The organism is Streptomyces rubrogriseus, from assembly GCF_027947575.1.
Classification (GTDB): domain Bacteria; phylum Actinomycetota; class Actinomycetes; order Streptomycetales; family Streptomycetaceae; genus Streptomyces; species Streptomyces rubrogriseus.
Genome location: NZ_CP116256.1, coordinates 2,701,334 through 2,718,494, shown reverse-complemented (window position 1 = coordinate 2,718,494; position 17,161 = coordinate 2,701,334). Strand labels below are relative to the sequence as shown.

Sequence of the window (17,161 nt, the reverse complement as noted above, 5' to 3'; positions counted from 1 at the left end):
CATGAAGATGTGGTCCGGTCACGGGTGAACGGCAGTTGAACGACGCCTCCGGGCGCGGCGGTCGATGGCAGGGTGAGCAGCATGGACGGTCGTGACCTGGTGCGTTCGATGAAGACGGTCGGTTCCGTGGGGGTGGCGCAGGGGTTGCGTACGGTACGGGCGGCGTGGCGCAGGCGGCGGGCCGACGCGGCCGGGCTGCCGCCGCGGGGTGCGGAGCGGGCGCGGGTGCCGGGTCCGCTGCGGGAGGTGGAGCCGGGGCCCGGGGGCGGGGTCCTCCGGTTCGACCGCTCGGAGCTGCGCGTTCTCGTGGCGGTGAACGGAGCGGTGTTCTGGGGGTGGGACGGGGCCGGTCCCGAGCCTTCGTACGCGTTGGCGGGCCGCTGTCCGGAGCCGGATCCGCGGGCGGTGCTGGAGCCGGACAAGGACGGCGGTTGGCGGGTGGTGGCGGAGCGCGCCACGGTGGCCGTGTCCCGGCACGGCGCGGTGGAGGTGCGTACGCCCGGGGGTGTGGTCCTGCGCCGTGAGCTGCCGCCCCGCTGGTGGGAGCCGGTCGACGGCGGTCCCGCCCGCTGGACGCAGCGGGCGGAGGTGGCGGCCGACGCCCGCTTCTTCGGGCTCGGTGGGCGGTCCGCGGGGCCCCGGCTGCGCGATGGCACGTACCGGCTGTGGAACACCGGCCCCGGCCTGCCCTTCGCCGCCGCCGAGGACGCGTCGTCCGCGTCGTCCATCACGATGCCGGTGCAGCTGGTGGTGGCGGACGCCGGGACGCACCTGGTCTTCCACGACAGCACGTGGGACGGCACGGTGGCGTTGCGGGAGGGCGAGGAGGGGGCCGGGTCGGGGCACGACCGGCCGGGGCGGAGCGTACTGCGGATGGACGGCGGTCCGCTGCGGTGCTGGGTGACGGTGGGCACCCCCGCGCGCGTGCTGCTGGCCTGGGCGTCGCTGACCGGGGCGCCCGCGCTGCCGCCGGCGTGGGCGCTCGGTCATCATCACGCGCTGTGGGATTCGGGCGACGAGCAGGATCTGAGGCGGGTCGTGGCCGGCCATCAAGAGCGGGATCTGCCCCTGGACGCGGTGCATCTGGGCATCGGGCACGGCGCTGCCCGGCAGGTGTTCACCGTCGACGAGGAGCGGTTCCCGAAGCTGCCCGTGCTCGCCGAGGAGCTGCGCAGGGAGGGGGTCCGGCTGGTGTCCGCCGTGGAGCCGGCGGTCCGGGCCGCGCCCGGCAACCTCGTGTACGACGGCGGCGGCCGCGGGGACGTGTTCGTGCGGGATGCGGCTGGGACGGTCGTCCGGGGTGTGGGGCGTCCGGGGGACGTGGTCTTCCCGGACTTCACGCACGCGCGTGCGCGCGGGTGGTGGGGCGGGCTCTACGAGGAGCGGCTCGGGCAGGGGTTCACCGGCTTCTGGCACGACCTGGACGAGCCCACCTCGTTCGCCGCCTTCGGGGAGTCGACGCTGCCCCGGTCGGCCCGGCATGCGCTGGAGGGCCGGGGCGGTGACCACAGGGAGGCGCACAACGTCTACGCCCTGTGCATGGCGCGGGCCGGTTACGAGGGGCTGCGGGTGCTGGCCCCCGACGAGCGGCCGTTCGTCCTCTCCCGTTCCGGGTGGGCCGGCCTGCAGCGCTACGGCGGCGCCTGGTCCGGGGCGACGGGGTGGCCGGGGTTGCGGGCGTCGCTGGCGCGGGTGCTGGGGCTCGGGCTGTGCGGGGTGCCGTTCTCGGGGCCTGATGTGGGCGGCTCCGAGGGGGATCCGTCCCCTGAGCTGTATCTGCGGTGGTTGCAGCTGGCCACGTACCTGCCACTGTTCCGCACCCACGCAGGGCCGCGGGGCGGGCACCGGGAGCCGTGGGAGTTCGGGCCCGAGGTGCTGGAGCACGCGCGCGTGGCGCTCGTCGAGCGGCGGCGGCTGCTGCCGTACTCCGTGACGTTGGCGCACCTGGCCCGGCGTACGGGTGCTCCCTGTGCGCGTCCCCTGTGGTGGTCGACGCCGGAGGACCGGATGTTGCGGGACTGCGAGGACGCGTTTCTGCTGGGGGACTGTCTGCTGGTGACCCCGGTGCTCGGGGCGGGGGTGGACCGGCGTGCCGTGCGGTTGCCGCGGGGCCGCTGGTACGACGTGGCGACCGAGCGGGCGTACGAAGGGCCGGCGCAGGTGCTGGTCGACGCGCCGTCGGCGCGCATCCCGGTGTTCGCGCGCGCGGGAGCGGTGATTCCGGTCCTGGGCGCGGACGGCGGGCCGGAGCTCGAGGTGTGGGCGCCCGCGCGGGGGCGGACCGGCGGTGGACTGGTCGTGCCGGACGCGGGCGACGGCTGGGTGGAACCGGAGATCGAACGGTACGTGTCCCGCTGGGAGGGGCGGCGGGTCGTCGTGGAGCGGGAGGGCGAGGACGGTCTGAGCGAGCCGTCCTGCCCGGTCCGCGTCCGTGGGCTCGCGGAGCGCCCGGCTCAGATGTAGCGGCCCTCGAAGAAGGCGCGTACGGCCCTGGTGTGGAGCGGGAAGGCGAGCTCTTCCGACCTGCGCAGGAGGTGCCATCCCTCGGTCTCGTCCGTGGCGGCGGAGGGCGGCAGGCCCTCGGCCGGCCGCTCGGGCAGCAGCCCGAAGAGCAGCAGGTGGCCGTCGGGCGAGCTCATGGCGTCGGCGAGCCGTACGTCGCGGCTCGCCGCGTCGATGCCGGTCTCCTCCTTGAGCTCGCGGACGACGGCCTGCCGCCAGTCCTCCCGGTCGTCGACGTAGCCGCCGGGCAGTGCGACGCCCCCGCGCGCGGGGGTCACGGTGCGGGTGATGACGACCAGGGCGGTGCCCTGCGTGTCGTACACGGGCTGGAGGGCCACCGCGACCGGCAGCGGGTTGCGGTAGGCCACGGTGCCGCACCCGGGACAGGTGCGGGGCCAGCCGGAGACGCCCTCTCCGTAGGGCGATCCGCAGCTCGAACAGTGGGAGCCGAGCGCGGAGTTGGGAACGGAGGTTTCATTTTCGGACACGCGGCGGACTGTATCCGATGACGGAGGGGACGACTCCGGCAGGCCGGTCAGCGGCGGCCGCAGAGCGACTTCGCGGAGACCGGGAAGTCGAAGTAGGTGTCCGGGTGGGGCTCGGGCTTGTAGGTGAAATGCCACCATTCCTCGGGGAGGTTCACCAGACCGACCGCCTCCAGGGTGTCCTTGAGCAGCAGCCGGTTGGCGCGCTGGACGCCCTCGATGCGGGGGTCGAGGGTGTGCGAGCGGGTGTCGAAGCAGTCGTATCCGGTGCCCATGTCGACGGAGTTGTCGGGGAAGCGCTCGTCCTTCGGGGCGAAACAGGGCACCAGGGGCTGCCCGGGGTGGTACGGGCGGGTGGGCCTGGCCGGGAGCCGTACGAGGGTGAGGTCCACGGTGGAGCCGCGGCTGTGGCCGGACTTCTCGGCGATGTAGCCGTCGGCGAAGAGGCGGGTCTTGTCGACGTCCGGGTAGAACTCGGCCTTCATGTCCTGGTCGTCCAGGTCTTCGGCCCAGCGCACGAAGTGGTCGACGGCGCGCTGGGGCCGGTAGCAGTCGTACACCTTGAGGGAGTAGCCCTGCCGCAGCAGCCGGGTCTGGGCGAGGTGGAGGGCTTCGGCCGCCGGGCGGGTGAGGATGCACAGGGGCTGCCGGTAGCCGTCGACGCGCTCCCCGACGAAGTTGTGCGCGGTGACGTAGCGCATCTCCTCGATGATCGTCGGGTCGACGCCGCGCAGGGCCACGAAGTCCTCTGGAGCCCTCGGCTCGTGCCGTGTCTGCGCGGTGGCGGACGCGGCGGGGACGGCGCTGACGGCGAGCAGGGCGGCGAAGGCGGTGGCCAGACCGCGGAGGGCGGCGGAGAGTCGTGTCATGTCCCCTGCATTTATCAGGCCGGGGCTCCGGGAGGGAAGTGGGCGGTACGGCGACTCGCCGGGCACACGCCGTGTGAGCGCACCGGAATCCTGCGTGAACGTCGCGTGAACCGGGCCCGGTGGGGAGCCTGCCGCGCCATCCTGCTCCCGTGCGCTCCTGGACGGACACTCTCCGCTTCGCCTTCCAACCGGTGGTCAACCTGATGACCGGCGGGGTCGCGGCGCTGGAGATACTGGCCAGGCCGGAGAGCGGCGACGTGCTCGCCGAGGCGCGGCGCGATCCCGAAGTCGACGGCCGGCTGGCGGTGTCGGCGCTGCGCGCGGCGGTGCGCCGGGAGACGCTGCTGCCGCTGCACGTCAACGTGTTCGCGGGCACGCTCGCGGACCTCGGTGGTCTCCAGCCCCCTGCACGACGCCGTGCGCGAGGCGGGGCGGCTGCCGTGGGAGGTGACGCTGGACGTGTGCCCGCCGTACACGCACGTGCCGCGGCGGGCCCTGCTCGACGCGGTGGGCGTGCTGCGGGGGCAGGGGTTCCGGATCTCGGCGGACGGGGTCGGTGACGGGGACGCGCCGTTGCGGCTGCTGGCGGACCTGGCGCCGGAACTGGTGAAGCTCGACGCGTCGCTGCTGGCGCGGCCGGCGGCCGTGCGGGCGATGCGGGTGCTGTGCGACGAGTCGGGGGCGCTGCTGGCCGTCGAGGGCGTGGAGACGGAGGCGCAGTGCGCCGTGGCGCGGTCGGCGGGGGCGCAGTTGGCGCAGGGCGAGCTGTTCGCGCCGCCCGCCCGGCTGCCCGCGGCGGACGTGTACGTTCCGCCCGGCTCCCCCGGCCTCGTGCCGACTTCCCGGCCGGGACCTCCGGTACGGCAGTTCGTGCGCCCGGCCGCGCTGTTGCCGGCGACGGCCTCGGCGGGGCGGGTGCGGGCGCTGCTGACCGGTTCGCCGGACGTGTCCGGGGTGCTGCTCGTGGACCGGGACGGGATTCCGGTGCGCTCGGTGCACCGCTCCCGCTTCCTGCTGTCGATGTCGGGGCGCTACGGGCACGCCCTGTACGCCGACCGGCCCGCCGCGAAGCTCGGCGACCCGCCGCGGACGGTGGGCGTCGACGCGACGGCGTGGGAGGTGCTGGACGTGGTGGCCGTCGGTGGTCCGAGCCGTACGTCGGACGACGTGGCCGTGGTGGACGCGCGCGGGCGGTGTGTGGGCGTCGTACGGCTCTCGGACCTGGTGCGGGCGCTGGCGGAGAGCCGGGTGGAGGAGGCGGCCGGGCTCAATCCGCTGACGCGGCTGCCCGGTTCGCAGGCGATCACGGACGAGGTGGACCGGCGGATCGCGGCCGGGCGGGCGGTCGCCCTGAGCTGGCTCGACGTGGACCACTTCAAGCAGGTCAACGACGGGGCCGGGTTCGCCGCGGGCGACGAGCTGATCCGGTCGGTCGGGCGGACGCTGCTGCGCACGGCCGGCGGGGAGACCCGTGTCGGGCACATCGGCGGTGACGACTTCCTGGTCCTGAGCGACCCGGAGGGGGTGGAGCCGCTGGCCGCCGCCGTACTGGATGTGGCGTGGTCGGCCGGCGGGCGGCCCGTCACGCTGTCCCTGGCGACGGTCCTGTGCGTGCCGGGCAGCGTGCCCGACCACCGGCGGGCGGCGGCCCGCCTGGCGCCGCTGAAGAAGGCCGCGAAGGCGTTGGGCGGGGCGAGCTGGGTGCTGGGCAGGGCGGACGCGCCGGGCCACGAGGTTCGGCGCGGCACGGACCGGACGACGGCGCCAGCCAGCTGAGCGGGCGGCTGAGCGACCGGATAGGCGGGCGCCGTCGGTTCCGAGCGGGGCCGTGCGGGTCCGGCCGCGGCCTCCGTGCGGGTTGTCTCAGAGGTACGGTGTCGGGCCGGCGGCGACGTGCGGCGGTCCGGCGGTGGGGCCATCAGGTCGGGACGGCCCGACGGCGGGGCCCTCAGGTCGGGACGGCCCGGCGGCGGTCCGCCGCCTGGGCCATCGCGTGCTGGACGACGCCGATGAGGACCTCCTTGACCGACTCCCGGTCCCGGGCGTCGCACATCACCAGGGGCACGTCCTCGTCGAGGTCCAGGGCCTGGCGGACGGTCTCGCCCGGGTAGCGCGCCGACCCCTCGAAGCAGTTGACGCCGACCACGAACGGAATGGAGCGCCGCTCGAAGTAGTCGATGGCGGCGAAACAGTCCTCCAGGCGCCGGGTGTCGGCCAGCACGACGGCGCCCAGCGCGCCCTCGGACAGCTCGTCCCACATGAACCAGAACCGCTCCTGGCCCGGGGTGCCGAAGAGATACAGCACCAGGTCCTCGCGCAGGGTGATCCGCCCGAAGTCCATGGCCACCGTGGTGGTGTGCTTGCCCTCCACCCCGCTGACGTCGTCGACGGGCCGCCCGGCCTCGGTGAGCAGCTCCTCGGTGCGCAGCGGCCTGATCTCGCTGACCGCGCCGACGAGGGTGGTCTTGCCCACGCCGAACCCGCCGGCCACCAGGATCTTGAGCGTGACGGGCTCGACCGGCGGCTTGCCGCGCTGGGAACGCCCGAAGATCATCGGTCTCTTCTCCTTAACCTGCCGCCGCCCGGCGGGCCCGGGGGCCGGCTCACAGTGCCCTCAACCCGTTGATCACGTCGCGCAGAATGTTCTCGTCCGGCAGTTCGGCCGGGGGCACGGGCCGGTTGACGTGGACGAGTTCGATGTCCACGAGGTCGCCCACCAGGACCCGCACGACTCCGATGGGGAGGTCGAGTCCGGCGGCGAGTTCGGCGACCGACTGCGGGGCGTCGCGGCACAGGCCGACGATGTCCACGTGCTCCGGGGAGAGGGTGACGTCCGCCTCCGGATCGTCCGCGTGCGGTTCCGTGACGACCACCGCGATCAGGTCGAGGCGGTGCTGGGCCGCACTGCTGGTGCGGCCGCGCGTCATGGCGTACGGACGGACGACGGGGCCGGCCTCGTCGTCGAACCAGTGGTTTCTTCCCTGACCGTCTGCGCTCATGTCATCCCACTTACCCGCCCGAGGGCGGATCGGTGCGCGGCGCGGTGCCCAGGTGCACGCCGACCCGCTTGACGAGCAGGGTCATCTCGTAGGCGACCTGTCCGACGTCCGAGTCGGCGTCGGACAGGACGGCCAGGCAGCTGCCGTCGCCGGCGGCGGTGACGAAGAGGAAGGCTTCGTCGAGTTCGACGACGGTCTGCCGGACGCTGCCCGCCTCGAAGTGCCGGCCCACGCCCTTGGCGAGGCTGTGGAAGCCGGACGCCACGGCGGCCAGATGCTCGCTGTCCTCCCGGGTCAGGTCCTTGGACACGCCCGTGGCCAGGCCGTCGCCGGACAGGACGACGGCCTTGCGGATGCTCGCGACACGGTCCACCAGGTCGTCGAGGAGCCAGTTCAGCTCGCCGGACTTGGTCGCGGTGTGGCCGGTCGCCTTCGGTGCGGTCATCGACCGTCCCCCTTTGTCGTTCCTCGTGGTGCTGATGGTGCTGTGCCGCCGGGTGGGTCGTCACCCGTGGCGTTCTCCTTGCGGCCGCGCTGCCAGCCGCGCTGGAGCGAGGCCATGCGGCTGCGTACTTCGTCGGCGTCACGGTCGGTGGGGTCGGAGCGGTCTGCGGCGGCCGGTTCGGGGCTCTGCCTGAGCTGCGGGGCCAGGCTGGCCTGCCGGACGCGTCGGGGCAGCGCCCCCGCCTCGGGGTTCGGGGGCGGACCGTCCTCGCGCGCGGCAGGCTCGCCGCCATCTCGCTCGGTGGCGGGGCCCCGGTGCGCCCGGTGGTGGGGCTCTCGGTGCGCGCGGCGGTGCGGCCCTCGGTGCGCCCGGCGGTTCGGTCGGTCGTGCGGTCGGTGGGGCGGTCTCCGCGTCGGCGGGCGGGCAGCGCGGGCAGCTCGTCCGCTCGGGTGCGGGACGCGGCCGGGGCTCCGTCCGCTCCGGGCCGGCCGCGGGCGGCTCGTCGGAGCTGTTCCGGGCGCCGCGTTCGGTGACGGGGCGTCCGTGCGAGCTGACCAGCTTGGGAGTGCGGCGACGGGGCAGCGCCACCGGCGCGTTCGCCTCCGTCGCGTCCTCGGCCGTCGCCTCGTCACCGTCCCGGGACCCGGGGCGTCGTGGTCCGGTGCGGCGGGCCGCCTGGTCGTCGTCGGCCGCGGCCAGGGAGCGGCGCGGGCGGAACAGGCCGCCGCGTTCGCTGTCCTGGTCGTCGAGCGCGCCGGGGAGGGCGTCGAGGGCGTCCAGGTCTACGGGCGCCTCCAGTTCGACGGGGCCGTCCAGGAGCGCGGCCGGTCGGTCGGGGAGCCGTGCGGGCACGTGGGCGAGGGCGGAACGGCGGCCCTCCTCCCGCCCCTTGTCCTTGACGTGCTGAGGACGGTCGAGGCGGAAGCCGACGCCGTTGGTGTCCGGGGCGTCGTCGGTCAGCAGCGCATCGGGGACGAAGACGACCGCGGTGGTGCCGCCGTAGGGCGACGGTTGGAGGGAGACCCGGACGTTCTGCCGCTGGGCGAGCCGGCTGACCACGAACAGGCCGAGCCGGTCGGTGTCGGACAGCTCGAACTCGGGTGTCTCGGCCAGCCGGAGATTGGCGTCGAGGAGGGCGTCGGCGGCCATGCCGAGGCCGCGGTCGTGGATCTCCAGGGTGAAGCCGTTGGCGACCCGTTCGCCCAGTACCTGCACCGCGGTGTGCGGGGGCGAGAACACCGTGGCGTTCTCCAGGAGTTCGGCCACCAGATGGGTGAGGTCGGCGACCGCCGGTCCGGTCACGGCGACGCGGGGCAGCCTGCGGACCTCGATGCGCTCGTAGTCCTCGACCTCGGCGACGGCGGCCCGCACCACGTCCATCAGCTGGACGGGCTTGCGCCACTGCCGGGAGGGCGCGGCGCCGGAGAGGATGACCAGGCCCTCGGCGTGCCGGCGCATGCGGGTGGTCAGGTGGTCGAGGCGGAACAGGTCGGCGAGTTCCTCGGTGTCCTCGGTCCTGCGTTCCATGGTGTCGAGCAGGGTGAGCTGCTTGTGCAGCAGCACCTGGCTGCGGCGCGCGAGGTTGACGAAGACCTCGGAGACGCCCGCGCGCAGCTCGGCCTGTTTGACGGCGGCTTCCACGGCGGCGCGCTGGAGGGTGTTGAGGGCCTGGCCGACCTCGCCCATCTCGTTCCGGTCGTACTCGAGGCGCGGTACCTCGGTCTCGACGTCGACCTCCTCACCCGCCGACAGGCGGCGCATCACGCTGGGCAGGCGGACGCCGGAGGCCTCGTGGGCCTCCAGACGCAGCTGCTTGAGGTCGCGGATTAGGGAGCGGCCGACGCGGACGGACAGGAAGAGGGAGTACAGCAGGGCGATCAGGCCGAGCGCTCCGGCGACGACGGCCTTGGCGATGGTGCTGGTGGCGACCGGGTCGACACGGTCCTGGTAGCGGTCGGCGGCGTTGTCGTCGAGTTCGCCCAGTTCCTTGAGGACGCTCCCGGCGGCGGTGTCCCAGCTCTTGGCGGTGACTCCGCTCGGCGTGCCGGTGTCGGAGGAGACGGCGGCCTGCTCGGCGACCCGGAGGGGGGCGGAGGCGGCGTTCTTCCAGAAGCGCTGGTAGCGGCCGCGTTCGGTGGCGGGCAGCAGCGGCAGGTTGATGTCGTACATCACGGTGCGCTGTGCGACGAGGTCGGAGACGTCCCGCACCTCCGTGCGGCTGAGCCGCCCGGTGACCAGGGCGGAGCCGAGGAGGGCGTCCTCGCGGGAGAGCAGTTCGCGGGCGCGGGAGACGTTGACGAGCGCGCGGTACTGCTTGTCGAGGCCCACGTCGTCGACGACGTTGAGGTTGGCCAGCAGGTCGTGGCAGGGGTCGACCAGGCGGTTGTAGAGGACGAGGGCCTGGGCGCGGTTCACGGTGCCGTCCTCGACGCTGCGGCGCAGGGAGCCGAGGCCGTCGAAGGCGTCCAGTACCGCGGTGAGCCGTTCGTTCCCGGCCCGGCCGAGGTCGTCCCGTATACCGACGTCGGTGGCGTTGCGGCGGATCTCCGCGACGGCCTCGTCGGTGGCGGTGCGGCTGCGCTCCAGTGCGGCCTGCCCGTCGGAGGCGCGGGGGTCGGCGAGGTGGACGAGGGTCTGGCGGCGTTCCTGCTGGAGGACCCGGACGGTGTCCTCGACCGGGTAGCCGATCTCCTCGACGACGGCGGAGACGCTGAACAGCCGTGCCGCCTCCCTGCCCGTCAGGACCGTGGCGAAGGCCCAGATCGCGGTCAGGGACACCAGCGGCACGAGGAGCAGCGCCACGATCTTCCGGCGGATCGACTTCCCGCGAAAGCGCATGGCCTCCCCCAGCTCGACCCCCGACGGTGGGGGTACTCATGTGCGTCAACAAACGGCGCGAGCCTACTACTGACGCACAGGTAACTCGAAGGCCCGTCCGGAGCCCGAACCTCCGCACCCGGGGCGGGCGATGGTCAGTTGTCCGGTCATTGCGGGAGATTGCCTCCCGGGATCGGTGGACGGGCGCGAGGCGGACACGACGGCGTGACGGGCGGATTGGCCGAAATTATTCGACTGCGCGGGATTTTCGGGAATCTTGGGGACCCTTCGTTCGTCCTTCACTACGGGAAACGGAGGCGGAATCGGCCACAGGAGCCGCATCCCGCCCCTGGGCGGCGTAAAGCAGTGCAAGCCGGGCAGTCAGAGGGGAGACGTGTCCTCGGACACGGACGAGCGGTCTGCCGGCGGTGGGGAGTGACATGTTGATGGGCACGGCGGAGCGGCGCGGGGCGCCCGCGGACGACGGTGCGACCGGGGTGGCCGAGGAGCCTTCAGCGGTGCGCCCGGAGGCGCCGGATCGCGACATTCCGGCGGCCGGGCCGGACACCCGGGCGGGCGAGCAGCAGCCGGGGTACCGGCCGTTGTGGCGCGAGGAGCCCGCGCGGCGCCGCCGGATGCCGGACCCGGTGCGTACGGCGGCCGTGCGCGCGGTGCTGGTGGTCGCCGTGACGCTGATACTGGCGATGGTGGCCTTCCTGTCCACGCTGGCGGAGTCCTGGCTGGCATTCCCGATGGTGCTCGGCAGTGTGGCGGGCACGGTGGTGGCCACCTGGGGCGTGCTGGACGTGTGGGTGACCCGCCAGGTGTGGAACCAGCGGCACGGTGTCGTGTCCGTGCCGAGCAGCACCGCGCGGGCCATGCGCCGCGAGCGTCGCCGGGCGAGGCGGCAGGCACGGGCCGCCGAGCGGGGCCGGGGGCGGATAGGCCGGCGGGGCGGCTCGGGGCAGCTGTCGCACCCCTGAGCGGGCGGCGCCGTCCGGACGGCGAGAGCCACCGGACCTCGCGTCGCTGACCCGGCCCTCGGCCACGCGGACGGTGTCGCGCGCCCGGCGTCGCCCGGCGAGCTGAAGCCGGCCGCCGTACGGGTCGGGCCGACGGGCCTCCGGGCCGGAAGGCTGATGGGCCGGCCTGTGCGCAGGTCGAACGAGGCGGCGTGCAGCGGGCATTCGACCAGGCAGTCCTCAAGCCTGCTCTCGGGCCGGGAGGCGTCCTGGTGGCTGCGGCTGTCTTCGTGAACCTCGTGCCGGACCCCTGTGATTCTGCATCGCATGTCACATCGGGGTCTTGCACGACTGGCTGCTCGGCCGGCTCGGCTCGCGGCCGGCCTAGGCCGGTGACTGGGTCGGACGCTTGAACATGCGGGTCGCGGTGATCTCGCTGTGCACCGCCTCGCCCTCCCCTTCGGCGGCGGGCGTCGGCTGGGGCAGGCCGGGCCTGAGGTGCTCCTCCACGCTGATGTACTTCAGGCCCGCCCGGAGGTCGGCGTCGTTGCGCAGCCGAATGACCAGCGGGAACTCGGCCAGGGCGGTCGTGTCGAACAGGCCGGTGGTGTACAGGAGCTGGACGCCGAGCGCGTCGGAGACGGCCCGCTGGAGCTCCAGCAGGTAGGTGGCGTTGGCGCGGCCGATGGGGTTGTCGAGGAACAGGGTGCCGGCGTGGCGGTGCCGGTCGCGGCCCCGGTCGTTGCTGCGCAGCGCGGCCATCGTGCAGTAGAGGGCGATGGCCGCGGTGAGCAGCTGGCCGCCGGAGAAGACGTCGCCCATCTGACCGACGGGGACGCGTTCGGCGCGCAGTACGGCGTCGGGCTTGAGGATCTCGACGGCGACGCCCTTGGGCTGCAGGGCGGCGGCGACGCCGCGCAGCAGCAGGGACATGCCGTCGCGGCGCAGGTCGGAGTTCTTCTTCACGGCCGCGCGGGTGGCCTCGTCGACCACCTCGCCGAGCCGCTCGGTGAGGGTGGCCTGGTCGGGTTCCTCGAAGCGGATGCGCAGGAACTCCTGCCCGGACCACTCGCCGAGGCCCTCCGGCAGCCGGGACAGCCGCTGGGCGGAGCGGAGGGTGGCCAGCGCGGACTCGACCAGGCCGCGCAGCCGGTCCACGATCGAGTCGCGGTTGCGCTCCAGCTGGGCCAGCTCGTCGGTGAGGACGCGGAGCCGGGGCGCGAAGGCGTCCGCCCACTTGGCGGCGTGCTCGGGCAGCGCGGCGGCGGGCAGTTCGCGGATCTGCTGGCGGGCGGGGGTGCGGACCTGCTCGTAGCGGGTGGAGTTGGCGTGCCGGACGAGGACGTCGCTCGCCTCGCGCACGGCGGCCTCGGCGGCGGACAGGTCGGCGGCGCAGCCGCGCAGCGAACGGCGGGCCTCGGCGGCGGCCCTGCGGGCGTCCTCCAGGTCGCCGGGATAGGGCTCGGGCTCGTCCTGCTCCTCCTCGGGCGCGTGGTCGCGCAGCAGGTCGCGGAGCATGGCGGCGATCTCGTCGAAGCCGCCGGCCGCGTCCTCGGCGGCGCGGTGCGCGTCGAGCAGTTCGGCGTGGGCCTCGCGGGACCGGGCCAGGGCCTCGGTACGGGTGGTGAGTTCGGCGGTCGCCGTGCGCAGCAGGGACTGGGCGTGCTCGGCGTCGCGCGGCAGAAGCTCCTCGGGGAGGTCGGTGTGGGTGTCGCCGTCCTCGGGGGCGTGCCGTTCGGCCTCGCCGCGCAGCCGGCCGAGCTGTTCGCTCGCGCTGGACATGCGGGTCTCCAGGAGCTGCACCAGTTCCTCGGCGCGGGCGGCGGCGGCCTGCCGGGAGGGTCCGTCGGAGCCGTCGGGCGACTCCAGGAGCTGTGCGGCGCGGGTGCGCACCTTGTTGCTCAGCCGGTCGAGATCGGCACGGGCGGCGCTCTCGTCGCTCTCCGCGCGGGCCTGTTCGGCGCGCAGGTCGGCGCCGACGCCGACCTTCTCGTACACCTGGGAGGCGGCGCGGTAGGCCTCGCGGAGGTCGGGCAGGGACGCCTTCGGCGCCTCGGTGCCGTCCCCGGGTGCCTCTTCGGGTACGTCGTCGGGGGCGCCGGCGATCTCGGAGCGCTCGGCGCGCAGCGCGCGGGCGGTGCGGCGGGCGTCGTCGGCGGCGCGCTGGGCGGCGCGCCGGTCCTCGTCGGCGGCGCGGGCCCGCTCCAGACAGGCCTGGGCACGGGCCTCGGACTCGGCGCCCTCGTCGGCCAGTTCACGGAGTCTGACCTGCCAGCCGGCGCGTTCGCGCAGCCGGAAGGCGAGTCCGGCGAGGGCGTCGGCGGCGCGGCGGGCCTTCTGCGCGGCCTCCTGCCGCTCGTCCCGCAGGTGGACGGCCTCGGCGGCCTGCTCGTCGGCCTCGGCGCGCAGGGCGCGGGCCTCGGTCAGCTCGGCCTCGGTCTCCTCGGCGAAGGCGCGGGCCTCCTCGGCGGTCCGGGCCAGCTCGGTGAGGCGTCCGGCGGGACAGCCGGTGCGCCAGGAGGCGAGCCGGGCCGCCAGCTCACGGTCCTTGCCGAGCCGGGCGGCGAGGGCGCGGATCTCCTCGTCCCGCTCGCCCGCCCGCGCGCGCAGCGCGTGCCGCTCCTCGTCGGCGGCCTGCTCGTCGTGCATGGCCGGGTTCGGCGGTACGAGGAAGACGTCGCCGGTGCCTGACTCGGGGGCCGGGGTGGGGGCGAGGAGGGCGGCGGCGGTGCCCACGGCGACGGCGGAGCGCGGCAGCAGGGCCGCGTCGCCGAGGACCTCGCGGGCCCGCGTGTGCGAGTCCGGGTCGGTGATGATCACGCCGTCGACCAGCTCGGGACGGGCGGCCAGCACGCGCGCGTGGTCGGCGGGGTCGACGGCCTGGGCGAGGTAGCGCCAGCCGGGCAGGGCGGGGATGCCGTGCTCGCCGAGGAACTCGACGGTGGCCAGCACGTCCGGTCCCGGGGGCAGCAGTCCGCCGTCGCCGAGCGCGCCGAGGATGCGGGAGTCGTCGGCCGCGGCGGTGCGCAGGTCGAACAGCTGGCGTTCGGCGGAGGAGACGGTGTCGTCGAGCAGTTCGCGAAGCTCGTCGGCGAAGCGGTCGAGTTCCTCGGGGGTCAGGGCGCCGTCCGCCGCGGTGGGGGCGGCGGCCCGGTCGTCGCGGTCCGCGTCCCCGCGGGGCCGCGGGATGCCGGGGCCGACCGCGGAGGTCAGGCCGAGCAGCTCGGCGAGCCGCTCCTCGGCCGCCAGCGCCTCGGCGGTGCGCCGCTCGGCCTCGTGGGCGCGCTCGGCCGCGGTGGCGGCGTCCGCCGCGCGGGCCGCGGTCAGTTCGGCGCGGCTCTCCGCGGCGGCGGCCTCGCGCGCGTGCTCGGTGGCCCGGCCGGCCGTCTCGCGGGCGGTGTCCCAGGCGGCGACGGTCGTCTTCTCCGCGTCGCTGGCCGCGAGGGCGGCGCGGGCGGGGTCGGCGTCGGGCGCGCTGTCGTCCAGCCAGCCCGCGCGGACGGCCTCGGCGGTCTCCTGCTCGACCTCGGTGAGGCGCTGGCGCAGGTGACCGGCCTCGCTGCGGGCGCGCTGCGCCTCGGTGGCGGCGGTGGTGGAGTCCCGGTGGGCGGCGTCGCTGACCTCCTGGAGGGCGGCGGACCTCGCCTCCTCCTCGTTGGCGTGGTGCTCGGCCTTTCCGGCCGCCGCGTGCAGGGTGCGGACGAGTGCGACGGCGGCCTTGGCGCGTGCGGCGAGCGCCGGGGCGGCGTCCCGCTCGGCCTCCTGGATGGCCGCGGACACGCGGGCGACCCGGTCGGCGGCGGCGCGGTGGCGCAACACGGCCTCGGCGGCCTGCCAGGCGGAGTGCAGGGTGCGGGCCTCGGCCAGTTCGCGCTTCTGCGCGGCGGCGGCCTTCTCGGCGCCGGTCAGGGCCAGCGAGGCGTGCCGGTAGGCGAGTTCGGCGGCGATGAGGGCGCTGCGGTCCCGGGCGGACTCGGCGTGTGTGACGGCGTACGCGGCGGCCGTGACCCGCTGGGCGAGGTCCGAGGCCCGCACCCGCTCCTGGGCGCCGCGCGCGGTGAGGCGCCGGGCCAGGTTCCTGGTGCGGCGTTCGGCGGCGGTGTGGATGTCACGCGCGCGGGTGCGCGCCTCGGCGGCCTCGACGATCCGGCCCAGGAGGTCGACGGATCCGGCGGTGAAGTCCCGTTCGGCGATCAGCTCGGCGCGTCGGCCCAGCTTGTTGCCGAAGCCGCCGACCAGGTCGGCGAGGCCGTCGGTGTCGCGGGTGTCGGTGACGGCCCGCAGCAGCAGGTCGGTGAAGTCGGAGTCCTTCTTGACCGCGAAGAGGCCGGCGGCCTCGCCCTCGTCCGCGTTCATCTCGCGCTGGTAGCGGAAGAGTTCGGGGTCGAGTCCGAGGTCGCCGAGGTGCTCGATCCAGCGGTCGTGGATCTCCTCCCAGTGCACCTCCAGGTGCGGGTAGGCCTTGCCGGCCTCGGTGAGCGCGTCCCGGAAGCCCTTCATGGTGCGCCGCCTGCCCTGCGCCCCGGAGGCGCCCTCGACGGGCGCGCGGACGGCGGTGGCCTCGGCGACCGGCAGGTTGTCCAGGGTCAGCCCGGGGCCGGGCCGGAAGGAGTACCAGGCCTCGGCGAACTTCCGCGGGTCGCCCGAGACCTGCCGCCCGCGCCACTCGCTGACCTTGCCGACGACGACGCACTCGCCGGTCTGCACGTGCTGCCACTCCAGCGCCACGTGGCCGCAGTCGTCGGCGAGCAGGAACTTGCGCAGCACGCCGGAGCTGGCGCCGCCCAGGGTGTTGCGGTGGCCCGGCAGCATCACCGAGAAGATGAGTTTGAGGAGCACGGACTTGCCGCCGCCGTTCTCCAGGAAGAGCACGCCGGCCGGCGCGGGCCGGCGCGGCGGGCCGACTGGCTCCTCCTCGAAGAACTCCGCCTGCGTGGGGGCGGGGTCGGGCACGGGCCGGCCCACACCGCGCAGGTCAAGCACGGTGTCGGCGTAGCGCGCACCGGCGGGTCCGATGGAGTAGAGGCGGACCCGGGACAGCTCGTACATGGCGGACTCTCGTAAGTCTTCGGACGTCGGGGACGGTGGGACGGGCGCGGTGGTTCGGTGGGGTGCGGGCGTTCGGTGGGGTGCGGGCGTTCGGACCGGCGGGGTCAGGAGGAGTGGAAGGGCAGGCCGGCGTCGGCGACCAGCTCCAGGTCGTCGGTCTCCTCGGCGGGCAGCAGCGTCGCCGTGCCGTCGGTGACCGGGACGACGCCCAGGTCGAGCAGCTCGGTCAGGGCGGCGCTGCCCGCCATGTCCCGTACCTGGAGCTGGTAGCGGGCCGTCGTCCGGTAGGTGCCGCCGTGGTCGTCGCCGGTGCGCTGGAGGAAGCCGGACTCGGTGAGGAACGCGGCGGCCTTGCCGACGATGCCGGTGGTGGAGCCGGGGAGTCTGCGCGCGTCCTTGGTGGCGCCGGTCGCGCTGCGCCTGACCCAGATCCGCCAGGCGGCCTCCAGGCCCGGGGCGTCGGTGGCCGGGTCGGTGTTCTCGCCCTGCTGCTCGGCCCGCTCCTCGAGTCTGCGGCAGGCCTGGCGGACGAAGGCGTCCACGCCGTTGACCGTGACGCGGCCGATGTAGCCGTCGTCGGCGAGGTCCTCGGGGCGCGGGTAGGCCATGGCGGCCACGGCGAGGTGGGCGAGGCCGTGCAGGAAGCGGTCGCCGGAGTCGGTGGCGGCCCGGCGCGCGTAGTCGCCCATGCGGACGGCGAACACCGAGTCCTCGGCGGCGGTCACGGCCATCCCCGCGCGCGGGGACACCTCCAGGACGATCAGTCCCAGGCCCGCCGCCACGGCGTCGGCGAGCCGCGCGAAGGGCGGGTCCTCGCGGTAGCGGCGCAGCAGATCGGCGTACTCCTGGTCCCGGGCGGGCAGCAGCTTGGGCTGGAGGCCGAACGCTACGAGCCGCGCCGCGTCGGCGGCGTCGGCGGGCGTGACGGCCGCCGTGGTCGGCGCGGCACCCGCCTCCGGTTCGCTCCGGTCGACGTACTCGGTCACGGTCGGTGCTCCTCGCTGTGGTGTCGCGCTGTGCCGCGGTGGTGGAT

Annotated in this window: 10 protein-coding genes and 2 pseudogenes; 3 read left to right on the top strand and 9 right to left on the bottom strand. The window is 74.8% G+C overall.

Going from position 1 to position 17,161, the window contains the following annotated elements; all coding sequences use genetic code 11:
• Positions 1-81 precede the first annotated feature (81 nt).
• Positions 82-2,463, top strand: coding sequence for a glycoside hydrolase family 31 protein (locus tag Sru02f_RS12075; RefSeq protein ID WP_109034095.1), 2,382 nt, complete (start codon positions 82-84; stop codon positions 2,461-2,463).
• On the opposite strand, the gene Sru02f_RS12070 is transcribed toward Sru02f_RS12075, so the two are convergent.
• Together Sru02f_RS12070 and Sru02f_RS12065 are read right to left on the bottom strand one after the other, a co-directional pair.
• Positions 2,454-2,990 carry an NUDIX domain-containing protein gene (locus Sru02f_RS12070; protein WP_109034093.1) on the bottom strand — a complete coding sequence of 179 codons (537 nt, stop codon included), beginning with the start codon at positions 2,988-2,990 and terminating at the stop codon, positions 2,454-2,456. The two genes, Sru02f_RS12075 and Sru02f_RS12070, sit on opposite strands and share 10 nt — an antisense overlap.
• A 47-nt stretch (positions 2,991-3,037) precedes the next feature.
• On the bottom strand, positions 3,038-3,856 hold the full coding sequence (locus Sru02f_RS12065; RefSeq protein WP_109034091.1) for a M15 family metallopeptidase: 819 nt from the start codon (positions 3,854-3,856) through the stop codon (positions 3,038-3,040).
• Between the two features lie 149 nt (positions 3,857-4,005).
• Between Sru02f_RS12065 and Sru02f_RS12060 the strand changes: the two are divergent.
• Positions 4,006-5,632 (top strand): annotated as a pseudogene (locus Sru02f_RS12060) (EAL domain-containing protein).
• A gap of 172 nt (positions 5,633-5,804) precedes the next feature.
• Here the strand turns inward: Sru02f_RS12060 and Sru02f_RS12055 are convergent.
• From Sru02f_RS12055 to Sru02f_RS12040, 4 genes are all read right to left on the bottom strand, one after another.
• On the bottom strand, positions 5,805-6,410 hold the full coding sequence (locus Sru02f_RS12055) for a GTP-binding protein (protein ID WP_109034089.1): 606 nt from the start codon (positions 6,408-6,410) through the stop codon (positions 5,805-5,807).
• Between the two features lie 49 nt (positions 6,411-6,459).
• Entirely contained in the window at positions 6,460-6,855 is a 396-nt protein-coding gene (locus Sru02f_RS12050) for a DUF742 domain-containing protein (RefSeq protein WP_003977426.1), read from the bottom strand.
• Positions 6,856-6,865: 10 nt separating this feature from the next.
• Positions 6,866-7,300 carry a roadblock/LC7 domain-containing protein gene (locus Sru02f_RS12045; RefSeq protein ID WP_109034087.1) on the bottom strand — a complete coding sequence of 145 codons (435 nt, stop codon included), beginning with the start codon at positions 7,298-7,300 and terminating at the stop codon, positions 6,866-6,868.
• 138 nt (positions 7,301-7,438) lie between these two features.
• Positions 7,439-10,138: a nitrate- and nitrite sensing domain-containing protein gene (locus tag Sru02f_RS12040; RefSeq protein WP_373103446.1), complete on the bottom strand. Its 2,700-nt coding sequence runs from the start codon at positions 10,136-10,138 to the stop codon at positions 7,439-7,441.
• Between the two features lie 419 nt (positions 10,139-10,557).
• Between Sru02f_RS12040 and Sru02f_RS12035 the strand changes: the two genes are divergently transcribed.
• Positions 10,558-11,100: a hypothetical protein gene (locus Sru02f_RS12035; RefSeq protein WP_109034083.1), complete on the top strand. Its 543-nt coding sequence runs from the start codon at positions 10,558-10,560 to the stop codon at positions 11,098-11,100.
• A gap of 131 nt (positions 11,101-11,231) precedes the next feature.
• Here the strand turns inward: Sru02f_RS12035 and Sru02f_RS12030 are convergent.
• The 3 genes and pseudogenes from Sru02f_RS12030 to Sru02f_RS12020 form a co-directional block, all read right to left on the bottom strand.
• Positions 11,232-11,369 (bottom strand): annotated as a pseudogene (locus Sru02f_RS12030) (Rieske 2Fe-2S domain-containing protein); the annotation flags it as partial.
• A gap of 94 nt (positions 11,370-11,463) precedes the next feature.
• Positions 11,464-16,128 carry a coiled-coil domain-containing protein gene (locus Sru02f_RS12025; RefSeq protein WP_109034082.1) on the bottom strand — a complete coding sequence of 1,555 codons (4,665 nt, stop codon included), beginning with the start codon at positions 16,126-16,128 and terminating at the stop codon, positions 11,464-11,466.
• Positions 16,129-16,232: 104 nt separating this feature from the next.
• The gene (locus Sru02f_RS12020; RefSeq protein ID WP_109034080.1) at positions 16,233-17,114 is read right to left on the bottom strand and encodes a hypothetical protein; all 882 of its coding nucleotides are present in this window, start codon (positions 17,112-17,114) and stop codon (positions 16,233-16,235) included.
• Positions 17,115-17,161 lie beyond the last annotated feature (47 nt).